General features: G+C 72.7%; 25 protein-coding genes. 14 read left to right on the top strand and 11 right to left on the bottom strand.

Translation table 11 applies throughout. The features are described from left to right. The first annotated feature begins 94 nt into the window (after nucleotides 1–94). Both CR165_RS15900 and CR165_RS15895 read left to right on the top strand, forming a co-directional pair. A complete protein-coding gene (locus CR165_RS15900; protein ID WP_109517934.1) occupies nucleotides 95–1,300 on the top strand; it encodes an HlyD family secretion protein in 1,206 nt (401 codons plus the stop codon). Between the two features lie 19 nt (nucleotides 1,301–1,319). Further along, nucleotides 1,320–2,888, top strand: coding sequence for a DHA2 family efflux MFS transporter permease subunit (locus CR165_RS15895; protein WP_245906485.1), 1,569 nt, complete (start codon nucleotides 1,320–1,322; stop codon nucleotides 2,886–2,888). A gap of 134 nt (nucleotides 2,889–3,022) precedes the next feature. Here CR165_RS15895 and CR165_RS15890 read toward each other — a convergent pair whose 3' ends face one another. From CR165_RS15890 to CR165_RS15875, 4 genes are read right to left on the bottom strand one after another with little or no spacing between them, the layout of a single operon-like run. Continuing rightward, nucleotides 3,023–3,295 (bottom strand): hypothetical protein, encoded by a 273-nt coding sequence (locus CR165_RS15890; protein WP_109517933.1) that lies wholly within the window; start codon nucleotides 3,293–3,295, stop codon nucleotides 3,023–3,025. Continuing rightward, nucleotides 3,292–4,086: a thiazole synthase gene (locus tag CR165_RS15885; protein ID WP_109517932.1), complete on the bottom strand. Its 795-nt coding sequence runs from the start codon at nucleotides 4,084–4,086 to the stop codon at nucleotides 3,292–3,294. Before CR165_RS15885 ends, CR165_RS15890 begins: the two co-directional genes overlap by 4 nt. A gap of 4 nt (nucleotides 4,087–4,090) precedes the next feature. Beyond that, nucleotides 4,091–4,354 carry a sulfur carrier protein ThiS gene (gene thiS / locus CR165_RS26285; protein ID WP_245906484.1) on the bottom strand — a complete coding sequence of 88 codons (264 nt, stop codon included), beginning with the start codon at nucleotides 4,352–4,354 and terminating at the stop codon, nucleotides 4,091–4,093. Between the two features lie 29 nt (nucleotides 4,355–4,383). Continuing rightward, entirely contained in the window at nucleotides 4,384–5,127 is a 744-nt protein-coding gene (locus CR165_RS15875; protein ID WP_109517931.1) for an outer membrane lipoprotein, read from the bottom strand. A 303-nt stretch (nucleotides 5,128–5,430) separates the two neighbouring features. Here CR165_RS15875 and CR165_RS15870 point away from each other — a divergent pair, with 303 nt between their 5' ends. From CR165_RS15870 to aat, 8 genes are all read left to right on the top strand, one after another. Beyond that, nucleotides 5,431–7,419: a BCCT family transporter gene (locus tag CR165_RS15870; protein ID WP_219929768.1), complete on the top strand. Its 1,989-nt coding sequence runs from the start codon at nucleotides 5,431–5,433 to the stop codon at nucleotides 7,417–7,419. An 80-nt stretch (nucleotides 7,420–7,499) separates the two neighbouring features. Beyond that, nucleotides 7,500–7,835: a four-helix bundle copper-binding protein gene (locus CR165_RS15865; protein WP_109517930.1), complete on the top strand. Its 336-nt coding sequence runs from the start codon at nucleotides 7,500–7,502 to the stop codon at nucleotides 7,833–7,835. Nucleotides 7,836–8,033: 198 nt separating this feature from the next. Then, the gene (gene aroQ / locus CR165_RS15860; protein WP_109517929.1) at nucleotides 8,034–8,489 is read left to right on the top strand and encodes a type II 3-dehydroquinate dehydratase; all 456 of its coding nucleotides are present in this window, start codon (nucleotides 8,034–8,036) and stop codon (nucleotides 8,487–8,489) included. 46 nt (nucleotides 8,490–8,535) lie between these two features. Then, the gene (gene accB, locus CR165_RS15855; RefSeq protein ID WP_109517928.1) at nucleotides 8,536–9,003 is read left to right on the top strand and encodes an acetyl-CoA carboxylase biotin carboxyl carrier protein; all 468 of its coding nucleotides are present in this window, start codon (nucleotides 8,536–8,538) and stop codon (nucleotides 9,001–9,003) included. Nucleotides 9,004–9,030: 27 nt separating this feature from the next. Next, complete coding sequence (gene accC, locus CR165_RS15850; protein ID WP_109518027.1) at nucleotides 9,031–10,374, top strand: acetyl-CoA carboxylase biotin carboxylase subunit; 1,344 nt, start codon at nucleotides 9,031–9,033, stop codon at nucleotides 10,372–10,374. A gap of 244 nt (nucleotides 10,375–10,618) precedes the next feature. After that, nucleotides 10,619–13,261: a bifunctional lysylphosphatidylglycerol flippase/synthetase MprF gene (gene mprF / locus CR165_RS15845; protein WP_245906483.1), complete on the top strand. Its 2,643-nt coding sequence runs from the start codon at nucleotides 10,619–10,621 to the stop codon at nucleotides 13,259–13,261. A 2-nt stretch (nucleotides 13,262–13,263) separates the two neighbouring features. Next, nucleotides 13,264–13,965 carry a virulence factor family protein gene (locus CR165_RS15840; RefSeq protein WP_109517926.1) on the top strand — a complete coding sequence of 234 codons (702 nt, stop codon included), beginning with the start codon at nucleotides 13,264–13,266 and terminating at the stop codon, nucleotides 13,963–13,965. Between the two features lie 58 nt (nucleotides 13,966–14,023). Then, nucleotides 14,024–14,674, top strand: coding sequence for a leucyl/phenylalanyl-tRNA--protein transferase (aat, locus tag CR165_RS15835; RefSeq protein WP_109517925.1), 651 nt, complete (start codon nucleotides 14,024–14,026; stop codon nucleotides 14,672–14,674). A gap of 70 nt (nucleotides 14,675–14,744) precedes the next feature. Here the strand turns inward: aat and CR165_RS15830 are convergent, their stop codons facing one another. The 7 genes from CR165_RS15830 to CR165_RS15800 all read right to left on the bottom strand — a co-directional run bounded on the left by CR165_RS15830 (nucleotide 14,745) and on the right by CR165_RS15800 (nucleotide 20,415). Next, on the bottom strand, nucleotides 14,745–16,172 hold the full coding sequence (locus CR165_RS15830) for an alpha,alpha-trehalose-phosphate synthase (UDP-forming) (protein WP_109517924.1): 1,428 nt from the start codon (nucleotides 16,170–16,172) through the stop codon (nucleotides 14,745–14,747). Further along, complete coding sequence (locus CR165_RS15825) at nucleotides 16,160–17,953, bottom strand: glycoside hydrolase family 15 protein (RefSeq protein ID WP_109517923.1); 1,794 nt, start codon at nucleotides 17,951–17,953, stop codon at nucleotides 16,160–16,162. Before CR165_RS15825 ends, CR165_RS15830 begins: the two co-directional genes overlap by 13 nt. After that, the gene (otsB, locus tag CR165_RS15820; RefSeq protein WP_109517922.1) at nucleotides 17,950–18,690 is read right to left on the bottom strand and encodes a trehalose-phosphatase; all 741 of its coding nucleotides are present in this window, start codon (nucleotides 18,688–18,690) and stop codon (nucleotides 17,950–17,952) included. The genes CR165_RS15825 and otsB overlap by 4 nt, the downstream gene beginning before the upstream one ends. A 154-nt stretch (nucleotides 18,691–18,844) precedes the next feature. Then, on the bottom strand, nucleotides 18,845–19,249 hold the full coding sequence (locus tag CR165_RS15815) for a DUF2155 domain-containing protein (RefSeq protein WP_109517921.1): 405 nt from the start codon (nucleotides 19,247–19,249) through the stop codon (nucleotides 18,845–18,847). Further along, nucleotides 19,249–19,488, bottom strand: coding sequence for a hypothetical protein (locus CR165_RS15810; protein WP_109517920.1), 240 nt, complete (start codon nucleotides 19,486–19,488; stop codon nucleotides 19,249–19,251). The genes CR165_RS15815 and CR165_RS15810 overlap by 1 nt, the downstream gene beginning before the upstream one ends. Further along, a complete protein-coding gene (mlaD, locus tag CR165_RS15805; protein WP_109517919.1) occupies nucleotides 19,485–20,012 on the bottom strand; it encodes an outer membrane lipid asymmetry maintenance protein MlaD in 528 nt (175 codons plus the stop codon). The genes CR165_RS15810 and mlaD overlap by 4 nt, the downstream gene beginning before the upstream one ends. A gap of 46 nt (nucleotides 20,013–20,058) precedes the next feature. Beyond that, a complete protein-coding gene (locus CR165_RS15800) occupies nucleotides 20,059–20,415 on the bottom strand; it encodes an NADH-ubiquinone oxidoreductase subunit NDUFA12 family protein (RefSeq protein ID WP_109517918.1) in 357 nt (118 codons plus the stop codon). 230 nt (nucleotides 20,416–20,645) lie between these two features. On the opposite strand from CR165_RS15800, the gene CR165_RS15795 reads away from it, so the two are divergent. The 4 genes from CR165_RS15795 (at nucleotide 20,646) to CR165_RS15780 (ending at nucleotide 24,708) form a co-directional block, all read left to right on the top strand. After that, the gene (locus CR165_RS15795) at nucleotides 20,646–22,235 is read left to right on the top strand and encodes a TSCPD domain-containing protein (RefSeq protein WP_109517917.1); all 1,590 of its coding nucleotides are present in this window, start codon (nucleotides 20,646–20,648) and stop codon (nucleotides 22,233–22,235) included. A 68-nt stretch (nucleotides 22,236–22,303) separates the two neighbouring features. Further along, on the top strand, nucleotides 22,304–22,777 hold the full coding sequence (locus CR165_RS15790; RefSeq protein ID WP_109517916.1) for a RidA family protein: 474 nt from the start codon (nucleotides 22,304–22,306) through the stop codon (nucleotides 22,775–22,777). Beyond that, nucleotides 22,774–23,205 carry a GNAT family N-acetyltransferase gene (locus CR165_RS15785; RefSeq protein ID WP_245906482.1) on the top strand — a complete coding sequence of 144 codons (432 nt, stop codon included), beginning with the start codon at nucleotides 22,774–22,776 and terminating at the stop codon, nucleotides 23,203–23,205. Before CR165_RS15790 ends, CR165_RS15785 begins: the two co-directional genes overlap by 4 nt. Nucleotides 23,206–23,307: 102 nt before the next feature. Beyond that, nucleotides 23,308–24,708 carry a YcjX family protein gene (locus CR165_RS15780; RefSeq protein ID WP_109517915.1) on the top strand — a complete coding sequence of 467 codons (1,401 nt, stop codon included), beginning with the start codon at nucleotides 23,308–23,310 and terminating at the stop codon, nucleotides 24,706–24,708. Nucleotides 24,709–24,710: the final 2 nt, after the last annotated feature.

The following is a 24,710-nucleotide window of genomic DNA, read 5'->3' as shown; positions in this document are numbered from 1 at the left end:
AACTGAACGGTTCAGTTCAGTCTTGACTTGGGGTGGCGCCGGGCGCATCTGCCCTCCGAAATGAACTGAACCGTTCAGTTCCGAGGCTGTCCCGATGAACGCTCCCGTCTCCCCCGCCGCCGAAGCTGCCCGCGCCACCCCGGCCGGGCCGCCGCCCGCGCGCCGCTCCCGCCGCCGCTGGCTGCTGCGCCTGCTGCCGCTGGTGGTGCTGGCCGGCGCCGTGCTGGGCGGCGGCTGGTACTGGCAGGTGGGCCGCTTCCTGGCCGAGACGGACGACGCCTATGTGCAGGGCGACATCGTCGTGCTCAGCCCGCGCATCGAGGCCGAGGTGGCCGAGGTCCTCATTGCCGACAACCAGCGGGTGAAGGCGGGCGAGGTGCTGATCCGCCTCGACGACCGCGACGCCCGGCTGCAGCGCGACCAGGCCGCCGCCGCCTTGGCCGAAGCCGAGGCCGCCGTCACCACGGCGCGCGAGACCCTGGCCCAGCTCGCGGCGCAGGTGGATGCCAGCCAGGCGCAGATCGAGCAGGCCGCCGCCGAGCGGCAGAGCGCCCTGGCCGAGCGCGAGCGGGCCGAATCCGAGCAACGGCGCACCGCGGCGCTGGCCGGCAGCGGCTGGTCCTCCCGCCAGTCGGCCGAGCAGGCGCTGGCAGGGCAGCGCAAGGCCGAGGCTGCACTCCGCGCCGCCGATGCCAGCCGCCACGCCGCCGAGGCGGAGCTGCTGGTGCGCCAGCGCGCCGTGCCGGTGCAGCGTGCCCAGCTCGCCCAGGCCGAGGCGCGGCGGGAGCAGGCGCGCGCCGCGCTGGGCCTGGCCGAGAACACCCTCTCCTACACCGAGCTGCGCGCACCCTTCGACGGCATCGCCGGCAACCGCGCGGCGCGGCTCGGCCAGCATGTGCGGCCCGGGCAGCAGCTCATCGCCGTCTCGCCGCTGCCAGAGACGCTCTATGTCACGGCCAATTTCAAGGAGACGCAGCTCGCCGGCATGCGCCCCGGCCAGCCGGTGGAGCTGGCGGTGGATGCCTTGTCTGGCCACGCGCTGCACGGGCATGTGGACAGCTTCGCCCCCGCCACCGGCAGCCAGTTCAGCCTGCTGCCGCCGGAGAACGCCACCGGCAACTTCACCAAGATCGTCCAGCGCGTGCCGGTGAAGCTGGTGCTGGAGCCGGGGCAGGACCCGGCGCTGCTGGCGCGGCTGCGCCCCGGCCTCTCGGTGGTGGCCGAGGTGGACATGCGCGCCGACCCGCACGCGCCGCGCGGCCTGTTCTCGGCCGCCGCCGCCACGCTCGGGCTGAAGTAAGGGAAGGGAGGGCGCCACGGTGAGCGCCTCCACCGCCGCGCCGCAGCCCGTGGCGCTGACGCCGCGCGCCCGCATCGGCTTCATGGCCATGGTGTTCGGCATGTTCATGGCGATCCTGGACATCCAGATCGTCTCCGCCTCCATCGCCGAGATCCAGGCCGGCCTCGCCGCCAGCCCGGACGAGGCGAGCTGGGTGCAGACCAGCTATCTGATCGCGGAGATCGTCATGATCCCGCTCTCGGGCTTCCTGTCCCGGCTGCTCTCCACCCGGGTGCTGTTCACCCTCTCGGCCGGCGGCTTCACCCTGTTCTCGCTGGCCTGCGCCATGGCCTCCAACCTCGGCGCCATGGTGGCCTTCCGCGCGATGCAGGGCTTCATCGGCGGCGCCATGATCCCGACGGTGTTCGCCGCCAGCTTCCTGCTGTTCCCTGGCGCCAAACGGGCCTCGGCCATGGTCATCATCGGCCTCACCGCGACGCTGGCGCCGACCATCGGCCCGACGCTCGGCGGCTGGCTGACCCAGGCCTTCTCCTGGCACTGGCTGTTCCTGATCAACGTGCCGATCGGCGCCGCCATCGCCCTGGTGGTGTGGAACACGGTGGACATCGACCGCCCCGACCCCTCGCTGCTGGCGCGGTTCGACTGGTGGGGCCTGCTGTTCATGGCGCTGTTCCTGGGCAGCCTGGAATACGTCATGGAGGAAGGCCCGCGCTGGGACTGGCTGGCGGACGAGATGGTGCGCAACCTAGCGGCGGTCTGCGCCGTCTCGGGCGTGCTGTTCTTCTGGCGGGCGCTCTCGCGCGAGGAGCCGATCGTCGACCTGCGCGCCTTCACCAACCGCAACTTCACCCTGGGCTGCATCCTCAGCTTCACCATGGGCATCGGGCTGTATGGCGCGGTCTACCTGATCCCGCTCTTCCTGGGCCGGGTGCGCGGCTACAACTCCATGCAGATCGGCGAGGTGATGTTCATCACCGGCCTGTGCATGTTCCTGGCCGCCCCCGTCGTCGGCCGGCTGCTGGCGCGGTTCGATCCGCGCATCCCGCTGGCGGCGGGGCTGGTGCTGTTCTTCTGGTCGCTCCACCAGACGGCGCAGCTGACGGCGCAGAGCGCCTTCCCGGAGCTGGCCTTCCCGCTCGGCCTGCGCGGCGTGGCCATGATGCTGTGCATGGCGCCGATCAACCAGATGGCGCTCGGCACCATCCCGCCCGCGGCGCTGAAGGGTGCCTCCGGCCTCTACAACCTGATGCGCAACCTGGGCGGCGCGGTGGGGCTGGCCGCCATCAACACCCTGGCGACGGACCGCTCCTACCTGCACCGGCTGCACCTCTCCGAGCAGGTGAACTGGGCGCGGGAGGGGGTGCTCGCCTACCAGGACACGCTGGCCGGCGCCTATGCGGGGCGGCTGGGCGAGGCGGCGGCGGACGTGGCGGCGTTGGCGCGCATCAAGGCGCTGGTGGCGCAGGAGGCGCTGGTGCTGGCCTACAACGACACGCTCCTGGCCATGGCATTCTGCTTCCTGGCCTCGCTGCCGCTGGTGCTGTTCCTGCGCCGCCCCGGCCCGGGCGGCGGCGGGGACGCCCATTGACGGAAGAATTCTTCTTTTTCTGAAGAAAAAGAAGCAGAAAGACTTCTCCAGTTTGGCGTCCCGCTATCCGTCAGCGCCACGCCAAACCGACAAAAGTTTTTTGGTTCTTTTTTTCAAAAAAGAACAATTGCTTTCTAGTTCATCGCCATGCAGCGGCTGCGCGTATCCTCGCGCCGGCTGACCAGCTGGCAGGTGACCCACTTGCCCTTCTTGCGGAGCAGGTAGGCGATGCCGCCGAGATTGCCCGCCATGTCCACGATCTCCCAGCCATCGTCGAGCAGCGCCTGGAGCGGGATGGTCAGCTCCTCGTAGCGCGTCTCGATGCCGGGCTGGGTGGTCTGGGCCGGGGCCTGCGCCGGGGCCAGGCTGGCCAGGGCCAGCCCGGCCAGCAGCGCCGCCCGCCTCACCGGATCAGCCCGGAGAGCGGGCTGGAGGCGTCGGCGGCGTAGTTGCGGGGCATGCGGCCGGCGAGATGCGCGTGCCGCCCGGCCTCCACCCCCGCCTTCATGGCGCGCGCCATCCGCACCGGGTCCTTGGCATGGGCGATGGCGGAGTTCAGCAGCACCGCGTCGCAGCCCAGCTCCATCGCCTGCGCCGCCTCGCTGGCGGTGCCGATGCCGGCATCCACCAGCACCGGCACCTTCGCCTGCTCGATGATGGAGCGCAGCATGAAGGGGTTGCTGAGCCCGAGGCCGGAGCCGATCGGCGCGCCGAGCGGCATCACCGCCACGCAGCCCATCTCCTCCAGCCGCTTCGCCGCCAGCGGATCGTCGGCGCAGTAGACCATCACCTGGAAGCCGTCCTGGATGAGGGCGGCGGCGGCCTCGAAGGTGGCGGGCATGTCTGGGTAGAGGAAGGGCGGCGGTCCCAGCACCTCCAGCTTCACCAGGTTCCAGCCGCCGGCCTCGCGGGCGAGGCGCAGGGTGCGCACCGCCTCCTGCGCCGTGTGGCAGCCCGCCGTGTTGGGCAGGTAGGTGTAGCGCTTCGGATCGACGAAATCCTGCAGCATGGGCGCGTTGCGGTCGGCCAGGTTCACCCGGCGCACCGCCACCGTCACCATCTCGGCGCCGCTGGCCTCGATGGCCGCCGCCGTCTCCTCGAGCGACTTGTACCGCCCGGTGCCAACCACGAGGCGCGAGTGGAAGCGGCGGCCCGCGACCTCCCAGGAATCCTCGGTCTGGTTCTGGTAGCCGTCCATGGACTCAGCCCCCGCCAATGAAGTGCACGATTTCCAGCGTATCGCCCGCGGCCAGGGGGGTCGCGGCATAGGCGGAACGGGGCACGATCTCCAGGTTCCGTTCCACCGCCACCTTGCGCGTGTCCAGGCTGAGCGTGCCCAGCAGGTCCGCGATGGTCGCGTCCCGCTGGATGAAACGGGTCTCCCCGTTGATGGTGATCTCGATGCTGTCCGCCATGCCGCGGAATGTGGCGCGGCGCGGCGCCGGGGGAAAGGGGGGGCGGGGCATCGCCCGCCGTCTTTGCGGCCCGGCGCGGCTCAGATGGCCAGCTGCGGCACACCCGGCAGCTCCGGCCGCGCCGGCAGGGTGGCCGGAGCGGGAAGGGGAGCGGGGGCGGGTGCCTCGGCGGGCGCCTCGGCAGGCGCCTGCTGGGGCGGCGGCAGGCTCTCCTGCGCCGGGGCCGCCGGCAGGGGCGCGGCGGGGAGCGGCGCCGTGGCGGGCGCGGCCGGCGAATCGGCGGCGGCCGGGGCGGGCGGCACCGTGCCGTCCGCGGTGGGGGCGGGGCCGGGCGGGCTCTCGTTCGGCACGGTGTAGTCGGGCACGATGCGCGCCTGGGCGCCGGCGATCACCAGCACCTTCTGCCCGATGGCCAGCGGCGTCTCGTCCCGCTGCGTCACCGAGACCAGCTCGCCATTCGGCTTGCGCACGACATACTCGAAGCCGGGCGAGGAGCCGACGCCCTTCTCCACCGCCGTGCCGAGCAGCCCGCCCAGCAGCCCGCCGCCGATGCCGGCGAAGGCGGAGGTGATGTCGCCGCCGCCCACCCGCGTGCCGACCACGCCGCCGGCGGCCGCGCCGGTCACGGCGCCGGTGGTGCCATCGGCCGAGATCTCGATCTGCCGGCGGCCGACCACCACGCCCTGCTCCACCTTGTTGGCCTGCTGCACGGCGCGGCTGGCATAGGTATCGGGCGAGTAGCTCGGGCTGCAGGCGGCCAGCATGGCCAGCACGAACATGGATGTGGCGATGGCTTTCAGGCCGGTCCTGGCGGCATGGGTCATGACGGCCCCCTTCATTCTCCGCGGCTTGCGCTGCGGCGCAAACTAGAAAGCGGCGTGCCCCGTGTCATCCCGCGCCGGTGTGCCACCAGCCATACGAAGTGTTGCGGGCAAGGTGTGGCGGGCAAGGTGTCGCGGGTCAGGCGTTGCGGGCGTGGCGCGGCAGGGCTGGCGTGCCGGGCCGGGAGGAGCAGGTTTTTCCAGCGGCGCTGTAACTTTTCGTCAAATTCCTAGTATGCGTATGGAGCGGCCGGGCACGCGCGGCCCGGCGCCCTTCGCTGTCGTGACCGCCGAGGAGACCCGCCCGTGCCAGAACCGCACCCACAACGCCCGCAGGCCGCCCCGGGTCAGCGCAGCCTGCAGCCCGTTGTCTTCATCGGCTCGGCCGCGCTGACCCTTGCTTTCGTCCTGTTCGGTGCGCTGGCGCCGGATGCCGCCGGCGCCACCTTCGGGGCGGTGCAGGGCTGGATCACCGCCGATCTGGGCTGGTTCTACCTGCTGACGGTGGCGGTGTTCCTGCTGTTCGTCATCTATCTCGCCATCAGCCGCCACGGCCTGGTGCGGCTGGGGCCGAACCATTCCGAGCCGGATTTCAGCTATGCCAGCTGGTTCGCCATGCTGTTCAGCGCCGGCATGGGCATCGGGCTGGTGTTCTTCGGCGTGGCCGAGCCGGTGACGCACTTCATGGCGCCGCCGGAGGGCGAGCCCGCCACCATCGCCGCCGCCCGCGCCGCCATGCGGCTGAGCTACTTCCACTGGGGGCTGCACGCCTGGGCCATCTACGCGGTGGTCGGGCTGGCGCTGGCCTATTTCAGCTTCCGCCACGGCCTGCCGCTGACCGTCCGCTCCGCCCTCTACCCGCTGGTGGGCGACCGCATCCACGGCCCCATCGGCCATGCGGTGGACATCTTCGCGGTGATCGGCACCATGTTCGGCGTCGCCACCTCGCTCGGCCTCGGCGCCCTGCAGGTGAATGCCGGGCTGTCGCACGTGCTGGGCGTGCCGGTGGGGTTCGGCGTGCAGGTGCTGCTCATCGCCGGCATCACGGCGCTGGCCACGCTGTCGGTCGCCTCCGGGCTCGACAAGGGCATCAAGCTGCTCTCCAACGGCAACCTGATCATGGCGGCGGCGCTGATGCTGTTCGTCTTCGTGGTCGGGCCCACCACCTTCCTGCTGCGCACCTTCGTGCAGAACCTGGGCGGCTATATCGACCAGTTCGCGCTGCGCACCTTCCACATGTACGCCTATGACCCGAACAGCTGGCTGGGCGACTGGACGCTGTTCTACTGGGGCTGGTGGATCGCCTGGTCGCCCTTCGTCGGCATGTTCATCGCCCGCATCTCGCGCGGCCGCACCATCCGGGAATTCGTCCTCGGCGTGCTGCTGGTGCCCACCGGCTTCACCTTCGCCTGGATGACCGTGTTCGGCGACAGCGCCCTCTGGCTGCACCTGAACGGCGTCACCACCGCCGTCTCCACCGCCGTGCAGAACGACGTGACGCTGGCGCTGTTCGTCTTCCTCGAGCAGTTCCCGCTGGCCACCCTCTCCTCCTGGCTGGCGATGGTGCTGATCGTCACCTTCTTCATCACCTCGGCCGACAGCGCGGCGCTGGTGGTCAGCACCATCACCGCCGGCGGGCGGACGGATGTGCCGCTGTGGCAGCGCATCTTCTGGGCGGTCTCTTCGGGCGTCATCGCGGCCGTGCTGCTGGCATCGGGCGAGGGGCTGCGGGCGTTGCAGACGGCCGCCATCGCCAGCGCGCTGCCCTTCGCGGTGGTGATGCTGCTGATCTGCTACGGGCTGCTGCGCGGCCTGCAGCGCGAGGGGCTGCGGCAGGACGCGCTGGCGCAGAACCTGCCGCCGCGCCAGGGCCGCTCCTGGCAGCGCCAGCTGCAGGGCATCCTCTCCCACCCCAGCCAGGCGGAGGTCGCGCGCTTCCTCGACGAGGTGGCGGCGCCGGCGCTGCGGGCGGTGGCGGAGGAGCTGCGCGGGCGCGGCCTCTCGGCCGAGCTGGAGGCGCGCGAGGGCCGGCTGCGCCTGGTCTCGATGCCCGGCGCGCCGGAGGAGTTCCACTACGGGCTGCGCCTGCGCCGCTACGCCATGCCGAGCTTCTCCTACTTCGAGAGCGGCCCGGATGTGGCGCCGCGCGAGCATTACTGGCGTGCCGAGGTGTTCCTGGAGGATGGCAGCCAGGATTACGACGTGATGGGCCTGACGCGGGAGGAGCTGATCCAGGACGTGCTGGCCCAGTACGACCGGCACTTCCAGTTCCTGCACGCCCTCCGCTCGGTGTGAGGCCGGCGGCCCGGCGGCGGCGCAACCCGCGCCGCCGCCACCGGTTGCCCCGCAGACAACCCGGAGCCGAGGAGACCAGCATGAGCCATCACCTCTCGCCCGAGATGCGGGCCTGCATCGAGAACTGCCTCCGCTGCTACAGCATCTGCCTGTCCAGCTTCTCCGGCCATTGCCTGGAGGCGGGCGGCCCGCACACCGAGCCGGCGCATGCGCGGCTGATGCTGGCCTGCGCCGAGATCTGCCGCACCTCGGCGCATTTCATGCTGCTGGGCACGCCGCACCACCGCCACACCTGCCGGGAATGCGCCGAGATCTGCCGCGAATGCGCCGATGACTGCGAGCGCGTGGGCGGCATGGAGGAATGCGTGGCGGCCTGCCGCAGCTGCGCCGAGAGCTGCGCCGCCATGGCCGCCTGAGGGCCGCCGCCGGGGGCGGGCGCGGGCGACGCCCGGCGCGGCCCCCGGCCCGTTCCTCGCCGGCCGGCCCGCCCCGGCCGCGCGTATCGCGGCGTAACGGGGCTTGACCGCGCCGCCGCCCGGGCGGAAACCGGATGCTTGCGGTGTTCGGACCCCTCGTGTTAGGCGCCGCCGCACCGCACCGGACGGAAGCCGCACGTGAACCCGCCGCTGATCTTTGTTCTGAACGGTCCCAACCTGAACCTGCTCGGCACCCGCCAGCCGGAGATCTACGGGGCCGAGACGCTGGACGACATCGAGGCGCTCTGCGCCGAGACGGCGGACGCGCTGGACCTCGCGATCGACTTCCGCCAGAGCAACGTGGAGGGCGAGCTGATCTCCTGGGTGCAGGAGGCGCGCAACCACGCGGCGGGCATCATCATCAACCCCGCCGGCTATTCCCACACCTCGGTCGCGCTGATGGATGCCCTGCTGGCCTCCGACCTGCCGGTGGTCGAGGTGCATCTGAGCAACATTCATCGCCGGGAATCCTTCCGGCACCTGTCCTACGTGTCGCGCGCGGCACAGGGCGTGATCTGCGGCCTCGGGCCGCATGGCTACGCGCTGGCGCTGCGCGGCATCGCCGGCATCCTGGCCCAGTCCGAGCAGGACTGACGCGGCGCCAGGGCAACGGCAGAGAAAGAGGCTCCCCGAGAACGTCATGAGCGGCATTTCCTTCACCCCGGAGGCGATCCGGGCGCTGGCGCAGATCCTGCGCGAGACGGATCTGAGCGAGATCGAGCTGGCCGACGGCGAGAGCCGCCTGCGCGTCACCCGCAGCGTGACCGTGGCGCAGGTGGCGGTGGCGGCGCCTGCCCCGGTGGCGGCCGCCGCCGCGCCGGCCGTGGCCGTTCCCGCGGCCGCCCCCGCCGCGGCCGAGATCACCGCCAGCACGCCGGGCGCCGTCACCTCGCCGATGGTGGGTGTCGCCTATCTCTCGCCCGAGCCGGGCGCGGCGCCCTTCGTGCAGCTCGGCGCCCGCGTGGCGGCGGGGCAGACCCTGCTGCTGATCGAGGCGATGAAGACCTTCAACCAGATCAAGGCCCCCAAGGCCGGCACCGTGACGCGCATCCTGCTGGAGAGCGGCACGCCGGTCGAGTATGGCGAGCCGCTGATGGTGGTCGAGTAAAGGCACCCCGTGATGTTCAAGCCCGGGATGTTCAAGAAGGTGCTGATCGCCAACCGGGGCGAGATCGCGCTGCGCGTCCACCGCGCCTGCCAGGAAATGGGCATCCGCACCGTGGCGGTGCATTCCACCGCCGATGCCACCGCCATGCATGTGCGGCTGGCCGATGAGAGCGTCTGCATCGGCCCGCCGGCGGCGCGGGACAGCTACCTCAACGTCGCGGCCATCCTCTCGGCGGCCAGCATCACGGGGGCGGACGCCATCCACCCCGGCTATGGCTTCCTCTCCGAGAACGCCTCCTTCGCCGAGATGGTGGAGGCGCACGGCTTCGCCTTCATCGGCCCCACCGCCGAGCACATCCGCATGATGGGCGACAAGATCGCCGCCAAGCAGGCGATGCAGTCGCTCGGCGTGCCGCTGGTGCCGGGCAGCGACGGCGAGCTGGCCAGCCTGGAGGAAGCCCAGGCGGTGGCCGAGGCCATCAAGTACCCCGTGCTGATCAAGGCCGCCGCCGGCGGCGGCGGGCGCGGCATGAAGGTGGCCCACTCCGCCGAGGAGCTGGAGGAGGCCTGGCGCGTCGCCCGCACCGAGGCCAAGGCCGCCTTCGGCAACGACGCCGTCTACATGGAGAAGTATCTCGACCGGCCGCGGCACATCGAGCTGCAGGTGATGGCCGACATGTACGGCAACGTGGTGCATTTCGGCGAGCGCGACTGCTCCCTCCAGCGCCGCCACCAGAAGCTGGTGGAGGAGGCCGGCTCGCCCGCGCTGACGCCGGACGAGCGCGCGGCGATCGGCGCGCAGGTGACGCAGGGCCTCTCGAAGCTCGGCTACCGCAACGCCGGCACGCTGGAATTCCTGTGGCAGGACGGCCAGTTCAGCTTCATCGAGATGAACACCCGCCTGCAGGTGGAGCATCCGGTGACGGAGATGGTCTGCGGCGTGGACCTGGTGAAGGAGCAGCTCCGCGTCGCCGCCGGCGAGCGGCTGGGCTACACGCAGGAGGACATCACCTTCAGCGGCCACGCCATCGAATGCCGCATCACCGCCGAGGACCCGGAGAGCTTCGCGCCCTCGCCCGGCCGGGTGAACACCTACCACGCGCCGGGCGGGCTGGGGGTGCGGGTGGATAGCGCCCTCTACTCCGGCTACGCCGTGCCGCCGCACTACGACAGCCTGGTGGCCAAGCTGGTGGTGCACGGCAAGACGCGCGCCGAGGCCATCGCGCGGATGCGCCGCGCCCTCTCCGAGATGGTGGTGGACGGCATCAAGACCACGCTGCCGCTGCACCAGCGCATCATGGACGACGCGCAGTTCCAGTCGGGCGACTACACCATCCACTGGCTGGAGCGCTTCGTCGGCCTGCGCGGCTGAGGCCGCGTCAGGAAAAGTCCGTGCGGCCGAGGCCGCGTCGATGAATACCGGCGGCGCTTCGACAGGGCGCCGCCCCCCCCCCCCGCTGTCCCGCGCCCCGGGGCGGCAGGAAGGCGGCCGGCACCGCGAAAAAGGCGGGTTGCCCCTTTCCCTTCATCTTTTGGCTATGCCCGGGACGCAGCCTGCGCGCCTTCCTGCCGTTAACCAGGACAGGACCGCCCGCCTCACGCCTCCGGGAATGTCGATGAACGGCCCGATTTCCGTCCCCCCGCCCGCGACGCCGCAGCAGAGCGAGGCCATGCCCCCCGAGGCCCGTTCCGCCTGGCGATGGGCCGTTCTGCACCCCTGGCTGCTGCTGGGCGGTGGCGCCCTGATGGCGGCGCTGGCGCTGTTCGCGCTGCATGGCCTCTCGCGCGAGCTGGACTACGCGGCCGTGGTGGCCAGCCTCTCGGCGCAGAGCCCCTGGGTGCTGCTGGCGGCGGTGGCGGCCACGGCGCTCAGCTTCGTCGCCATGCTGGGCTATGACCTCTCGGCGCTGCGGCATGTGGCGCCGGGGGCGGTGCCGCCGCGCATCGCCGCGCTCGCGGCCTTCTGCGGCTTCGCGCTCAGCAACACGGTGGGGGTGGGGGCCTTCACCGGCGCCGCCGTGCGCTGGCGCATCTACGCCGCCGCCGGGCTGAAGCCCGAGCGCATCGCCCGGCTGCTGGTCTTCGTCACCGCCAGCTTCGTGCTGGGTCTGTTCGCCGTCGGCGCGCTCGGGCTGCTGATCACCGCCGAATCGGTCGATGACTGGTCGGGCCTGCCGCCCGTGCTGCTGCGTGGCGTCGCCCTGCTGTTCCTGGCCGCCATGGGCGGCCTGGCGCTGCTCGGGCGGCTCAGGCCCGGCGCGCTGCGCCTCGGGCGCTTCGTGCTGCGGGTGCCGCCCATGCGGCTGGTGCTGTTCCAGGGGCTGGTCTCGCTGGTCGATATCGGCGCCGCCGCCACGGTGCTGTGGCTGCTGCTGCCGGCCGGCGCGGTGGACCTGCCCTTCTTCATTGCCCTCTACGCCGTGGCCATCGCCATCGGCGCCGCCAGCCACCTGCCGGGCGGCATCGGCGTGTTCGAGGCGGTGGTGCTGCTCGCCTTCCGCGACACCGGCGTGCCGCTGGACCAGGTGGCGGCCGCGCTGGTGCTCTACCGCCTCATCTACTTCGCGCTGCCGCTGGGGCTGGCGCTGCTGCTGCTGGCCGGGTTCGAGGTCAGCCGGCGCGCGCACCTGCTGCGGGGCGGCACCCGCGCGGTGCGCGCCGCCACCCGGCTGATGCCGCGCTTCCTCGGCGCCACCGCCTTCGCCGCCGGCGCCGGGCTGCTGCTGGGCGGCGTCACGCCCCCCGCCGGTGAGATGCCCGGCCTGCTGGCCCCCGCCCTGCCGCTGCCGCTGTTCGAGGCCAGCCACCTGATCTCCAGCGTCGGCGGGCTGCTGCTGCTCTTCGTGGCGCATGGGCTGGTACATCGGCTGGACGGCGCCTGGTGGCTGGCGCTCGCCCTGGCGCTGGGCGGCCTTGTGCTCTCGGTGGCGCGCGGCGGCGGCGCGCTGGAGCTGGCGCTGCTCGCGCTGCTGGCCATCGCCCTCCTCGCCTCGCGCGAGCGGTTCGACCGCCGCGCGCGGATGCTGGCGCCGAGCTTCACCCCCGGCTGGTGGCTGGCCGCCGCGGGGGTGGTGGCCGCCGCCGCCTGGCTGCTGTTCTTCGCCCACCGGGACGTGGCGTATTCCCGCCAGCTCTGGTGGCAGTTCGAGCTGGACGCCTCCGCCCCGCGCAACATGCGCGCGGCGCTGGGGGCGGTGCTGGCGCTGTTCGCCGCCGGGCTGTGGGCGCTGCTGCGCCCCGTGCGCCACGCCACCCACCCGCCGACGCCGGAGGAGCTGGAGCGCGCCACCGCCATCCTTGCCCGGCAGGAGCGGGCGGACGCCAACCTGGTGCGGATGGGCGACAAGGCGCTGCTCTTCGCCGAGCAGGGCGATGCCTTCATCATGTATGGCCGGCGCGGCCGCTCCTGGATCGCGCTCTACGACCCGGTGGGGCCGAAGGCGCGGCGGATCGACCTTGTCTGGCGCTTCGTCGAGATGGCCGATGCCCAGGGCGGGCGCGCCGCCTTCTATCAGGTGCGGCCGGAGAACCTGCCGCTCTACATCGATGCCGGGCTGCGGCCGCTGAAGCTGGGCGAGGCGGCGCGCGTGCCGCTGGAGAGCTTCAGCCTGACCGGCAAGTCCCGCCAGCCGCTGCGCAGCGCGCTGAACCGCGCCGAGCGCGAGGGCCTCACCTTCGCGGTGCTGCCGCCCGAGGCGGTGCCGGCGGCGATGGCCGAGCTGTCCTCCGTCTCCCGCGAATGGCTGGCGCAGCACAATGCGCGGGAGAAGGCCTTCTCCCTCGGCGCCTTCGAGCCGGCCTATGTGGCGGCGCAGCCGGTGGCGGTGGTGCGGGACCCGCAGGGCGCCATCATCGCCTTCGCCACCCTGCTGGAGACGCCCGGCCACACCGCCGAGATGTCGATCGACCTGATGCGCCACCGCGCCGAGATCCCGCCCGGCACGATGGACTTCCTGTTCCTGAAGCTGATCCTGCGCGCCAAGGAGAGCGGCCACGCCTATTTCGACCTCGGCATGGCGCCGCTCTCGGGCCTGGCCGCGCACCGTCTGGCGCCGGTCTGGCACCGGCTGGGCGGGCTGGTCTTCCGCCGGGGCGAGCGCTTCTACAATTTCCGCGGCCTGCGCGCCTTCAAGGAGAAGTTCGAGCCGGTGTGGGAGCCGCGCTACCTCTGCGCCCCCGGTGGGCTGGACCCCTGGGTGGTGCTGGCCGATGTCGCCGCCCTGCAATCGGGCGGGCTGCGCGGGGTGATCGGGAAATGAGCATGCAGCGGCGTCCGCTCCTGGCCGGCCTGGCCGGCGCCCTGGCCCTGCCCCCCGCCGCCCGCGCGGCGGCGCCGCGGCGCGACACCGCCGCCTGGCTGGTGGAGATGCCGCCGCGCCAGAAGCAGGGCGACATCTTCGCCATCATCCTCTCCGGCGATGGCGGCTGGCGCGACCTGGACCGGCAGATCGGCCGCCACATGCGGGATCGGGGCATCCCCGTGCTCGGCTTCGACTGCCTGAACTGGTTCTGGAAGCGCCGCTCGCCGGAGGAGGTGGCGGCGGAGCTGGACCGCGTCATCGCCCTCTACGCCGCCCGCTGGGAGACGCCGCGCGTGGCGCTGATCGGCTACTCCTTCGGCGCCGACGTCATGCCCTTCGCCTGGAACCGCATGGCGGCGGAGAACAAGGAGAGGGTGGTGCTGATCAGCCTGCTGGCCTTCGCGAAGGAGGCGGCCTTCGAGATCAAGGTGGGGGATTTCATCGGCCTCTCCCGCCCCAGCGCGCTGCCCACCGCGCCGGAGATCCCCGGCCTGCCGCCCGCCCTGGTGCAATGCGTTTATGGCTCGGAGGAGGAGGCGGAGACGGCCTGCAACGCCTTCCAGGGCACGCCGGCCCAGCGCATCCGCATCAAGGGCGGCCACCATTTCGACGAGGACTATCCGGCCCTCGCCGAGCGCATCATGGCCCGCCTACCGCGCTGAGGCCCGCGGCCATGCCGCAGGCTGGCCTCCGGCCCCCGGCGGCGTCATGATGGGCGCCATGTCCCGCCACCTGGTGGAAATCACCCCCGACCTCCTGCTGCGCGCCTACCGCGCCGGCCTCTTTCCCATGGCGGAATCGCGCGCCGGCAACCGCCTCTACTGGCTGGACCCGGAGCTGCGCGGAGTCCTGCCGCTGGAGGGCTTCCACCTGTCCCGCCGGCTGCGCCGCACCGTGCTCTCCGGCCCCTACACCGTGACGGCGGACACCGCCTTCGCCCAGGTCATCGCCGCCTGCGCCGCCCCCGCCCCGGGGCGGGAGGACAGCTGGATCAACCCCGAGATCGAGCGGCTGTTCAACGATCTCCACCGCATGGGACATGGCCATTCGGTGGAGACCTGGCAGGAGGGCGAGCTGGTGGGCGGCCTCTACGGCGTCTCGCTGGGCGGCGCCTTCTTCGGCGAGAGCATGTTCAGCCGCGCGCGGGACGCCTCGAAGGTGGCGCTGGTGCACCTGGTGGCGCGGCTGCGGCTGGGAGGGTTCACCCTGCTGGACACCCAGTTCATCACCGGGCACCTCGCGCAGTTCGGGGCGGCCGAGATCCCCCGCGCACTCTACAAGCAGCAGCTCGCGGAAGCGGTCGAGCGGCCGGCGCGGTGGGATCTGGACAGCGCGGAGATCGAGGCGGAGATCAGGGGGATGCGGGAGTAGAAACGGAAAAGGCCAGGGGAAGGAATTCCCCTGCACCCTTGCTTTTTCCCGCCCGTCTTTTCTCTGCCCGTCAGCTGCGGGTGGGGGCGGCCCAGAGGAGGTCCTGCTCGGGCAGGGGGAGTTCCTCCAGCTCGGCCAGGAAGCTCTCCGCCCAGCGGGTGGCGGTCTGCTCCTCCAGGCCGCGCATCATGTTCTCCCAGCGCTCGCGGCGCTCGGGCAGCGGCATCTTCAACGCCTTGTCCAGCGTCTCGCCCATCGCCTCGGCATCCAGCGGGTTGACCAGCAGCGCGCCTTCCATGGTCTCGGCGGCGCCGGCGAAGCTGGAGAGCACCAGCACGCCAGGATCCTCGGGGTCCTGCGCCGCCACGTATTCCTTGGCCACCAGGTTCATGCCGTCGCGCAGCGGGGTGACGAGGCCGACACGGGCGGCGCGGTAGAACCCCGCCAGCGTGTCCCGCGCCACCGCGCGGGCCACATAGCGCACCGGCGTCCAGTCGAACTCGGCGTAGTCGCCATTGATGCGGCCAGCGAGCGAGTCCAGCTCGCGGCGCAGGTTGCGGTAGCTGGCCACCTCGTTGCGGCTGCGCGCCGCCACCTGCAGGTAGGTCACCTTGTTCAGATGCTCGGGGAAGTTGGCCAGCAGGGCGGCGAAGCCGCGCATCCGGTGCGGCAGGCCCTTGGTGTAGTCCAGCCGCTCGGCGCCGACGATCAGCGCGCGGTCGCCCATGCTGGCGGTCAGGCGCTGCGTCTCGGGGCCGTAGGCGGCCTTGCGCGCGAGTGTGGCGAAGCCGCGCGTATCGATGCCGATCGGGTGGGCGGAGAGCTGGGCGCGGCGCATCTGGCCGGCCACCTCGCCGCGCACGCCGCCGGTGGCGTCGGGCGTCAGGCCAAGGCCATCCTGGAAGCAGTTGATCATGCCCGCCAGGTCACGCTTGGTCTGCACCCCCACCAGGTCGTAGGCCAGCAGGTCGCGCAGCAGCCGCTCGGCGTCGGGAAGCGCCGAGAGCACCGCGAAGGGTGGGAAGGGGATGTGCAGGAAGAAGCCGATGCGCTGCTGGGCGCCCAGCGCCCGCAGCTCCGCCGCCATGGGGATCATCTGGTAGTCATGGATCCAGACGGTGTCCTCGGGGCCGAGCAGCGGGAGCAGCGCCTGCGCGAAATCCCGGTTCACCTTCCGGTAGGAGGCGGCCTCCGCCCGGTCGTACTCCATCAGCCCGAGGCGGAAGTGGAACAGCGGCCAGAGGGTGTTGTTGGAGTAGCCGGCGTAGAAGCCCTTGTGGTCCTCGTCCGACAGGTCGATCGTGGCGTAATCGATGCCGCCCGCTCGGACCTGGCGGGGCTCCAGGGTCGGGTTCTTGCGGGTCTCGCCGCTCCAGCCGAACCACAGCCCGCCGCTGGCCTTGAGCACGTCCTTCAGCGCCACGGCCAGGCCGCCCGCCGAGGGTTCCCCCCGCCGCGGCACCGCCACGCGGTTGGAGACGACGACTACCCGCCCCACAGACCGTGCTCCCACGAACGGCTCAAACGCATCGCCGACAGAATCAGGCCAACATGGGAATAGGTCTGAGGAAAGTTCCCCCAGAGCTGATTCCTTTTCGGGTCCAGGTCCTCTGCGAGTAGCCCCAGGTGATTCCGGCACGACAGGATGCTCCCGAACATGGCGCGCGCTTCCTCCGTCCGGCCGGCGGCAGCGAGCGCGTCCACGTACCAGAACGAACAAACGAGGAAGGCGGTTTCAGGTTTCCCGAAATCGTCAGACATATCGTAACGGTAAAGAAATCCGTCATGGATCAGCCGCCGCCCGATCATGTCGAGCGTGCCGAGGAAGCGCGGATCGGTGGCCGGCAGGAAGCCGATCTCGGGCAGCAGCAGCAGCGCCGCGTCCATCCCGTCGCTCTCGAAGCTCTCGACGAAGCTGCCGAGATGCGGCCGGAAGGCCTTCTCGCAGATCACCGCGTGCAGCTCGCGCGCCGATTTCGCCCAGCGCTCCGCCCGGTCGTGCAGCCCGAGATGCTTGGCGATGCCGGACAGCCGCGCCATGCCCGCCCAGCACATGGCCGCCGAGAAGGTGTGGATGCGCGCCCGCCCGCGGTATTCCCAGATGCCGGCATCCGGCGTCAGGGCGCGGGCCTCGGCCTGCTCGCCCAGCTTCTCCAGCAGGCGGAACAGCGGCTCGCCGGCGGGGCGGGGCAGGCGCTGGTCGAAGAACATCTGTGCCGCGGCCATGATGACCGAGCCATAGACGTCGTTCTGCACCTGCTCGGCCGCCTGGTTGCCGACCCGGACAGGACCCATGCCCAGGAAGCCCGGCAGCGCTTCCTCGATGCGTTCCGGCATGGGGAGGGAAGGCACCAGGGGGTAGCAGGGTTTCAGCACGCCGCCCGGGGAGATCGCCACCACGTTGGTGACGTAGCGGATGTACTCCTCCATCGTCCGGGTGGTGCCGAGGCGGTTCAGCGCCTGCACGGTGAACAGCGCGTCGCGCAGCCAGCAGTAGCGGTAGTCCCAGTTGCGCTCGGTGTCCGCCGCCTCGGGGATCGAGGTGGTGAGCGCCGCCACCACCGCGCCCGTCTCCTCGAAGGTGCAGAGCTTCAGCGTGATGGCGGCGCGGATCACCGCCTCCTGCCACTCGAAGGGCAGGTGCAGGCCGCGCGTCCAGTCCAGCCAGTAATTCTCCGTCTCGCGGATGAACTCCTGGCCGATCGCCTCCGCCCCCTCCGGCACCGTCTCGTCCGGGCCGAGGATGAGGGTGACGGGCTGGTCGAGCAGGAAGGGCGCCTCCTCGGCCAGGCAGGCCAGTGGCGCGTCGGTGGTGACGCGCAGCGCCGCGTCGTCGGTGAAGTAGCGCAGGTGGTTGGAGCCGGAGCGGCGCACCGGCTTGTCCCGCCCCCAATGGGCGCGCGGGCGGATGCGCAGCCGGATCAGCGGCTGGCCGGAGAGCGGCTCGATCCGCCGCACCAGCATGGGCGGGCGGAAGCTGCGGCCGAAGCGGCGGAAGCGCGGCGCGGCGTCGATGATGCGCAGCCGCCCGCCATGCTCGTCCTCCAGCTCGGTCTCCAGCACCGCCGTGTTGCGGCGGTAGGTCTGGCGGGTCTTGGTGAGCCCGATCAGCTCGCATTCCATGAACCCGTCCTGCGGCTCCGCGCCGCCGAGCAGGGCCGAGAAGATCGGGTCGCCATCGAAGCGCGGCCAGCAGAGCCAGGAGCAGCGGCCCTGCCGGTCGAACAGCCCGGCGATGATGCCGTTGCCGACGGGCGCGAGGTCGAGGGGCTGGCTCATGCCGGCAGCCGGGCGGCGATGCGGTCCAGCCAGGCCAGCACCGCGGCGGGGCCGGCGAAGTCGCGCGGGATGCGGTAGCCGGTGCCGCCCAGCGCGCGGCAGGCCTCGATGCCGAACTCGTCGGTCACGTCGTCGCCGATGAAGATGGGGGTGCGTCCGGCGAAGGGCGCGTGGCGCATCAGCCAGGAGACGGCCACGCCCTTGTCGGTGGCGCGCGGCCGCAGCTCGGCGGCGGCATGGGCGGGCAGCACCTGGAAGTCGGTGCCCTCGGCGAGGCCGCGCAGGAAGGCGGCGGCTTCCTTGCCGCGCTCCGGCACGGCGCGGAAATGCAGCACGAAGCCGTGCTTCTTCTCCTCCAGCAGCAGGCCGGGGCGGGCCTCGGCGAAGGCTTCCGCCGCCGCGCGCCAGTCCTCGGGCGGGAAGGGCGGCAGCGGCATGGGCGGGATGGCGGCGCCCGGCAGGGCGGAGGCGTCGATGATGGTGCCATGCTCGGCGGCGAAGGCGATGGGCGGCGCCTGGGTCAGGCCGCGCGCCACCTCCAGGCCGCGGCCGGTGACGATGGCGACCGCCCCGCCCAGCCCGGCCGAGAGGCGCGCCAGCAGGGCGGGGAGGTGCGGCGGCACCACCACGGCGTCCGGGCGCGGGGCGATCTCGATCAGCGTGCCGTCGAGGTCGAGGAAAAGCGCGGCCTCGCGCTGGGGCAAGGGCGGGGCGTCGGGAAAGGCGTTCTGCTCCATGACTTCCCGATATGGCCGGATGCGGGGAGATGGGGAACCCTGGGCCGGAGGACTCGCGGCGCAAATTCTCCGCCAGCGGGTGCGGCGGAGGCTCCTGGCGGGATTGTGACCCGCGCCCCGGCCGGCCGGGGCGCCGGGCCGGCCCCGCACCGTGTCAGAGGCACTCCAGCACGCGCAGGTCGTAGACCGGGTGCTCCAGCATCGACACGCCGGGCGCGTTGGCGAACATCCAGCCGCGGAACACCGGGAGGCCGCGCGAATCGTTGCGGGTCTCCAGCACCTCCAGCCAGGCGGCGGCGTCCGGCACCTCCTCCGGCGGGCGGGCGTTGCAGGCGTGCACGATCACCCGCAGCGTGCCGAAGGTGGCCGGGCGGCCGAGCGGCGTCTCCAGGATGGTGATGCGCGCCGTCACCTTGTCCAGCGCCTGGAGCTTGGCGTTGCGCTTCGGCACCCAGCCCTGGTCCTGCGGCTGGGCGCGCAGCGGCGCCTCCGCCAGCGGCGTGGCGGCCAGCAGCAGGCCGAGCAGAAGGGGGCGCAGCAGCGGGCGCAGGCGGCGCATCAGCCGGCCCCTCCGGCGCCGGGCCCGGCACGGCGCGGGCTGGGCAGGGCCTGCACCATCTCGGCCAGGATGCGGCGCATCGCCGCCTCGTCGACGCCCATCAGCACGGCATCCTCCAGCAGGTCCTGCAGCAGGGTGGCGGCCTCCCGGTGGTTCTCGGCCAGCACCTTCAGCTTCTCCCGGCAGGAGACGGGCTGGCCGTCGGCGCCCGGCCAGCGGGCGGGCGGCTCCAGGCTCATGGCCGCGCGGCGGGGGCCGGGGCGGGCGCGGGCGCCTCGCCCTCCTGCTGCCGGGCGGTGTTCGAGGTCAGTTCCGTCACCGAGAAGATGAAGCGGCCCAGCAGCGATTCGAGGCTGACGGCGGACTGGGTGATGGTGACCTCCTGCCCGTCCTTCAGCATGGTCTCGGAGCCGCCCGGCACCAGCGCCACGTACTTGCCGCCCAGCAGGCTCTCCGAGGTGATCTCGGCCGAGCTGTCGTCGGGGATGGCGATGTCGGAAGCGACGCGCAGCCGCAGCACCGCCAGGTAGGTACGCGGGTCGATGTGCTGCTCGACGACGCTGCCGACCTTGACGCCGCCGATGCGCACATCGGCGCCCGGGGTCAGACCGTCGATCCGGTCGAACTTGGCGCTGAGGGTGATGCCGCCGCCGCCGCCGACCAGGCTGCGCCCGGACTGGCCGATCGCGAACACCAGGAAGGCGGCCGCCACCAGCACCACCACGGCGCCGGTGAGGATCTCGGCGATGTTGCGGCCCTGCATGCGGCTGCCTCCGGCCTTGCCTGCGGCGATCTGTCCTGACACGGCCTCAGCCACCCGGAGTCCAGGCTTCGTAGTCGCCGGCCGTGGGGGCGCGGCGGGCGCCGGAATAGTCGTGCCCCGGCGGGCGGTAGGCCTGGGCGGTGCCGGTCAGGTTGCGCTGGTGCTCGCGCTGCCACGGGTAGCGCTTCTGCTCCGAGAGCGGCGCGTCGGTCACGTGGTGCAGCCAGCAATGCCACTCGGACGGCACGGTGGTCGGGTCCGGCTCGCCGGCATAGAGCACGAAGCGGCGCTTGCGGCCGTAGCCGAGCCAGGTCTTGCGGCTCTCGTAATAGGTGTTGCCGAAGCGGTCGGTGCCGATCTTGCTGGCGGTGAGGCCAGTGGTCAGCCGCTGCAGGAAGGACATGTCTCGGTCGGTTCCATGACTGGGCGAGGGGGTCGCGGTTACGGCCTCGCTCCGGGGGGGAGGGGGGTGTGCGCCGCCGGCTTCCTTCGCACATGCGGCGGCCGGGGAAAAGGGTGGTGCCGAGGGGGGGCACCCTTCAACGCCGGCGGAGCAGGATATTGGCCGGCTGTTTGCGCAATTACCACCAGATGCGGCTTCCGTGTGGGGCGGGGCAGCGGTAGCCTGGACGCATGGCACGGATCACGGCACGGGTTCCTGGCACTCCCTGGGCCAACACTTCCTGGAGCGGTCTCGCGCTGCGGCGCCTGCGCGCGGCGGCGGACCCCGATTCCGCGCCGCGCCCCGTCGCCCTGCCCGCGAGCTGGGAGGATGCGGCGGCCGAGGCGCTGGCGGCGCTGGCCCCCGGCACCGGCCCCGTCTCGCTGCCCGCCCTGGCCGAGGAATGGATCGGCCGCCTCGCCGCCCGCGCCGTGGCGCCGAAGCTGCTGGACGCGGCGGAGGCCGAGGCCCTGGCGCGGGAGCTGCGCGCCCTGCTGCTGGCCCGGCGCGGCGCCCCCGGCGCCAGCCTGTGGCGCAACGACACCCGCGCCGAGCCGCGCTTCGTGCTCAACCTGCCCGCCTTCCTCGACGAGGCCGGCGGCTTCGACCATGCCGCCTACGCGGCCGCCGTGGGCACCGCGGTGCGCGCGCTGGAAGTGGCCACGGGCGGCAAGGCCACGCGGCTGCGCGTCGGCTTCGCCGATCTCGCCGGGCTGCTGGCGGCGCTGGGCCTGGCCTACGACTCGGCCGCGGCGCGCGAGGTCGGCACCTGCCTCTCCGCCCTGACGCGCGGCGCCGCCGAGCAGGCCAGCGCTGCCCTGGCCGAGCACCTGGGCGCGCGCGAGCCCGCCGCGCTGCTGTGGCCGGCGCCGCCCGCCGGCTGCGCCGTGCCCGGCCTCGCCGCCGCCGCCCGCCGCGCGCTGGATGCCGCCGGCGCCACCCAGGGGCTGCGCCACGCCGGCTGCTTCGCCCTCACCGTGCCGGATGCGGTGGAGGCGCTGCTCGGCGCCGAGACGGGCGGCCTCGCCCCCGCCCAGGGCGCCACCCGCCTGGCGCATGACGAGGCCGGCCGGGTGGTGGAGCAGCCCACCCTGGCCGCGCGCCGCGCCCTCGCCCTGCAGGGGGAGCGCGCCCTGGCCCTGCTGGCCCCGGTGCCCGACTCGGCGCGGGAGGCGATGGACGCCGTCATCCGCCCCTATCTGCACGCCGCCAGCCCGGTGCCGGCGGCCCGGCCGCTGCCGGCCCGGCCGCTGCCGCCGCCGCGCCCCGCCATCGCCCCTGGCGCCGCCCCCGGCACTGGCCTGCACGGGCAGGTCTGGCGCGTCGTCGTCGGCGGCCACCGGGTCACGCTGCGCGCCACGCAGTCGGCCACGGGCGGGCTGGCCGAGGTCGGGCTCACCGCCGGCGGCAAGGAGGGCAGCGGCTTCCGCGGGCTGCTGGAAGGCTTCATCCAGGCGGTGAACATCGGCCTCGCCCGTGGCGTGCCGCTCTCCGACTATGTCGGCAGCTTCGCCTACACCCGCTTCGGCCCCGCCGGCGCGGTGGAGGGCGACCCCGAGATCCTCTGCGCCACCTCGGTGCTGGACTGGGCCTTCCGCCGGCTGGCCATCGCCCATCTCGGCGGCGAGGCGGCGCGGCGCCTCTGGCCCGACCCCTCGCTCGAGGAATGCGCGGTGGAGGCCACCGGCACGCCGGGCGACCGTGGCCCGCTGCTGCCGCTCGACCTGCCGGCGCAGCCCTCGCCCGCCGCGCGCCGCCGCACCCTCCGCCTGGTGGGCTGAGCGGCGCCTTCCCCTTTTCCGCCATTCCCGCCGACACCCAATAGCCACCGAACACAAGGAGACGTCCCATGGCCGGACGCATCGAGGCGCGCCTCGCCGAGCTTGGCATCACCCTGCCCGTGCCGGCCGCGCCGGTCGCCAACTACGTGCCCTTCACCATCGTCTCGGGCGGCACGCTGGTCGTCGTCTCCGGCCAGGTGCCGATGCGCGAGGGCAAGGTGGCCTTCACCGGCAAGCTCGGCGAGGTGATCGACATCGAGACCGGGCAGCAGGCGGCGCAGCTCTGCCTGGTGAACGTGCTGGCGCAGCTCAGGGCGGCGGTGGGCGACCTCGACCGGGTGACGCGGGTGGCGCGCCTCGGCGGCTTCATCGCCTGCGCCCCCGCCTTCACCCAGCACGCCCAGGTGATGAACGGCGCCTCGGACCTCGCCGTGGCGGTGTTCGGCGAGGCGGGGCGGCATGCGCGCAGCACCATCGGCGTGCCCTCCCTGCCGATGGACGCGGCGGTGGAGGTCGAGGGCCTGTTCGAGGTGGCGGCGTGAGCACGGCGCTGCCGGCGATCGAGGTCAGCGACGCGCCGGACGCCGATGCGGAGGACGTGGTGCTGAAGGGCATCATCGCCTTCAACGAGGCGGCGGTGGGCCCCTCCGGCCGCCGCCCGCTCTCGGTGCTGGTGCGCGACCCGCAGACCGGCGCCGTCCGCGGCGGCCTGACCGGCCGCACGGACAAGAAGTGGCTGTTCATCGAGCTGTTCTGGCTGCCCGAGGATCTGCGCCGCGGCGGCCTCGGCGCCGAGCTGATCGCGCGGGCGGAGGCGGAGGCGAAGGCGCGCGGCTGCGTCGGCGCCTGGCTCGACAGCTACAGCTTCCAGGCCCCTGCCTTCTACATCAAGCAGGGCTACACCGAGTTCGGCCATGTGCCGGACAACCCGGTGGGCCACACCCGGCACTTCTTCCGTAAGGTGTTCTGAGGGGCGCAAGGTGTTCTGAGGGGCCAAAAGAAGCCGGGCCGGGGAATTCATTCCCCCGGCCCGGCTTCCTACATGGGGCGCTGACAGACAAGGCGGAGGCGGATGGCGGCAGGATTGGGTTTGCTGGGCGAGGGACTGGCCCGGCTCACCAGCGAGGCGGAACGGGCGCTCAACGAGACGACGCTGCGCATCGCCATCACCGGCCTCAGCCGCTCCGGCAAGACGGTGTTCATCACCTCCCTCATCGCCAACCTGCTGGCGCTGGGGCGGGGGCGGGACACGCTGCCGGCGCTGCGCCGCCGCATGGCGGAGGAGGGGCGCCGCATCCAGGCGGTGCGGCTGGAGCCGGCCGGCACCCAGGCGCTGGACTGGTTCGACGCCGCCGACAAGCTGCGCGACCTGGCCGGCGCCACGCCGCACTGGCCGCCCCGCACCAGCGACCTGGCCAGCGCCACCCTGACCCTGGTGGTGGAGCGCCCCGGCGACTGGGGCCGCTGGCTGCCGGCGCGGCGGGTGCGGCTGGAGATCCTGGACTATCCCGGCGAGTGGCTGCTCGACCTGCCGCTGCTGGAGCAGAGCTACGAGGAATGGTCGGCCGCCACGCTGGCGCAGCTGCGCCAGCCGCCGCGCGCCGCCCTGGCCGGGGATTTCCTGTCCTTCCTGGCCGGGCTGGACCGCAACGCCCCAGCCGACGATGCCGTGGCCAAGCGCGGCTTCCTGCTCTACCGCGACCTGCTGGCGGCGGCGCGCGACCGGCACGGGCTGCGCTGGCTGCAGCCGGGCCGCTTCCTGGTGCCTGGCCCCAAGGGCGAGAGCCCGATGATGTGGTTCTTCCCCCTCTCCGGCCAGGGCAGCCCGGCCGCGGGCAGCCTGCGCGCCGCCCTGGCCGAGCGGTTCGATGCCTATCGCGACGACATGCGGCGCAGCTATTTCGACCCCTGGTTCGCCCGCTTCGACCGGCAGGTGGTGCTGGTCGACGCGCTGGGCGCGCTCTGCGCGGGCGAGGGCGCCTTCACCGATGCCCGGCAGGCGGTGGCGCAGATCGCCCGCGCCTACGATGCCCGCTCGCGCTCCCGCTGGCTGGGGCTGCGCACGCTGCGGCGCGTGGCCTTCGTCGCCACCAAGGCGGACTACGTGCCGCAGGCGCAGCGTGGCGACTTCCTCTCGCTGTTCCGCGGCATGGTGGGCACGCACGGCCATGCCGGCGGCCCGGCCATGATCCATGCCGCGATCGCCGCGCTGCGCTGCACGGAGGAGGGCGAGCCCGCTCCCGGCGGCGCGCCGGTGGTGCAGGGCGTGCCGATGGGCGAGACGCGGCGGCGGCCCTTCCGCCCCGGCCAGATCCCGCCGCAACCGCCGGCTCCCGACGATGCGTTCTGGCGCCGGCCCTATTTCGAGCTGCCCGTGTTCCGCCCGCCGGTGATCGACCCGGACGGCCGGGAAGGGCTGCCACACCTGGAGATGGACCGGCTGATCGCCTGGCTCCTGGAGGATGCGCTGTGACC

Source organism: Teichococcus aestuarii (assembly GCF_003116135.1).
Lineage (GTDB): Bacteria > Pseudomonadota > Alphaproteobacteria > Acetobacterales > Acetobacteraceae > Pseudoroseomonas > Pseudoroseomonas aestuarii.
The sequence above is the reverse complement of the archived record's forward strand: the minus strand, read 5'-3'. Positions and strand labels throughout refer to the sequence as shown.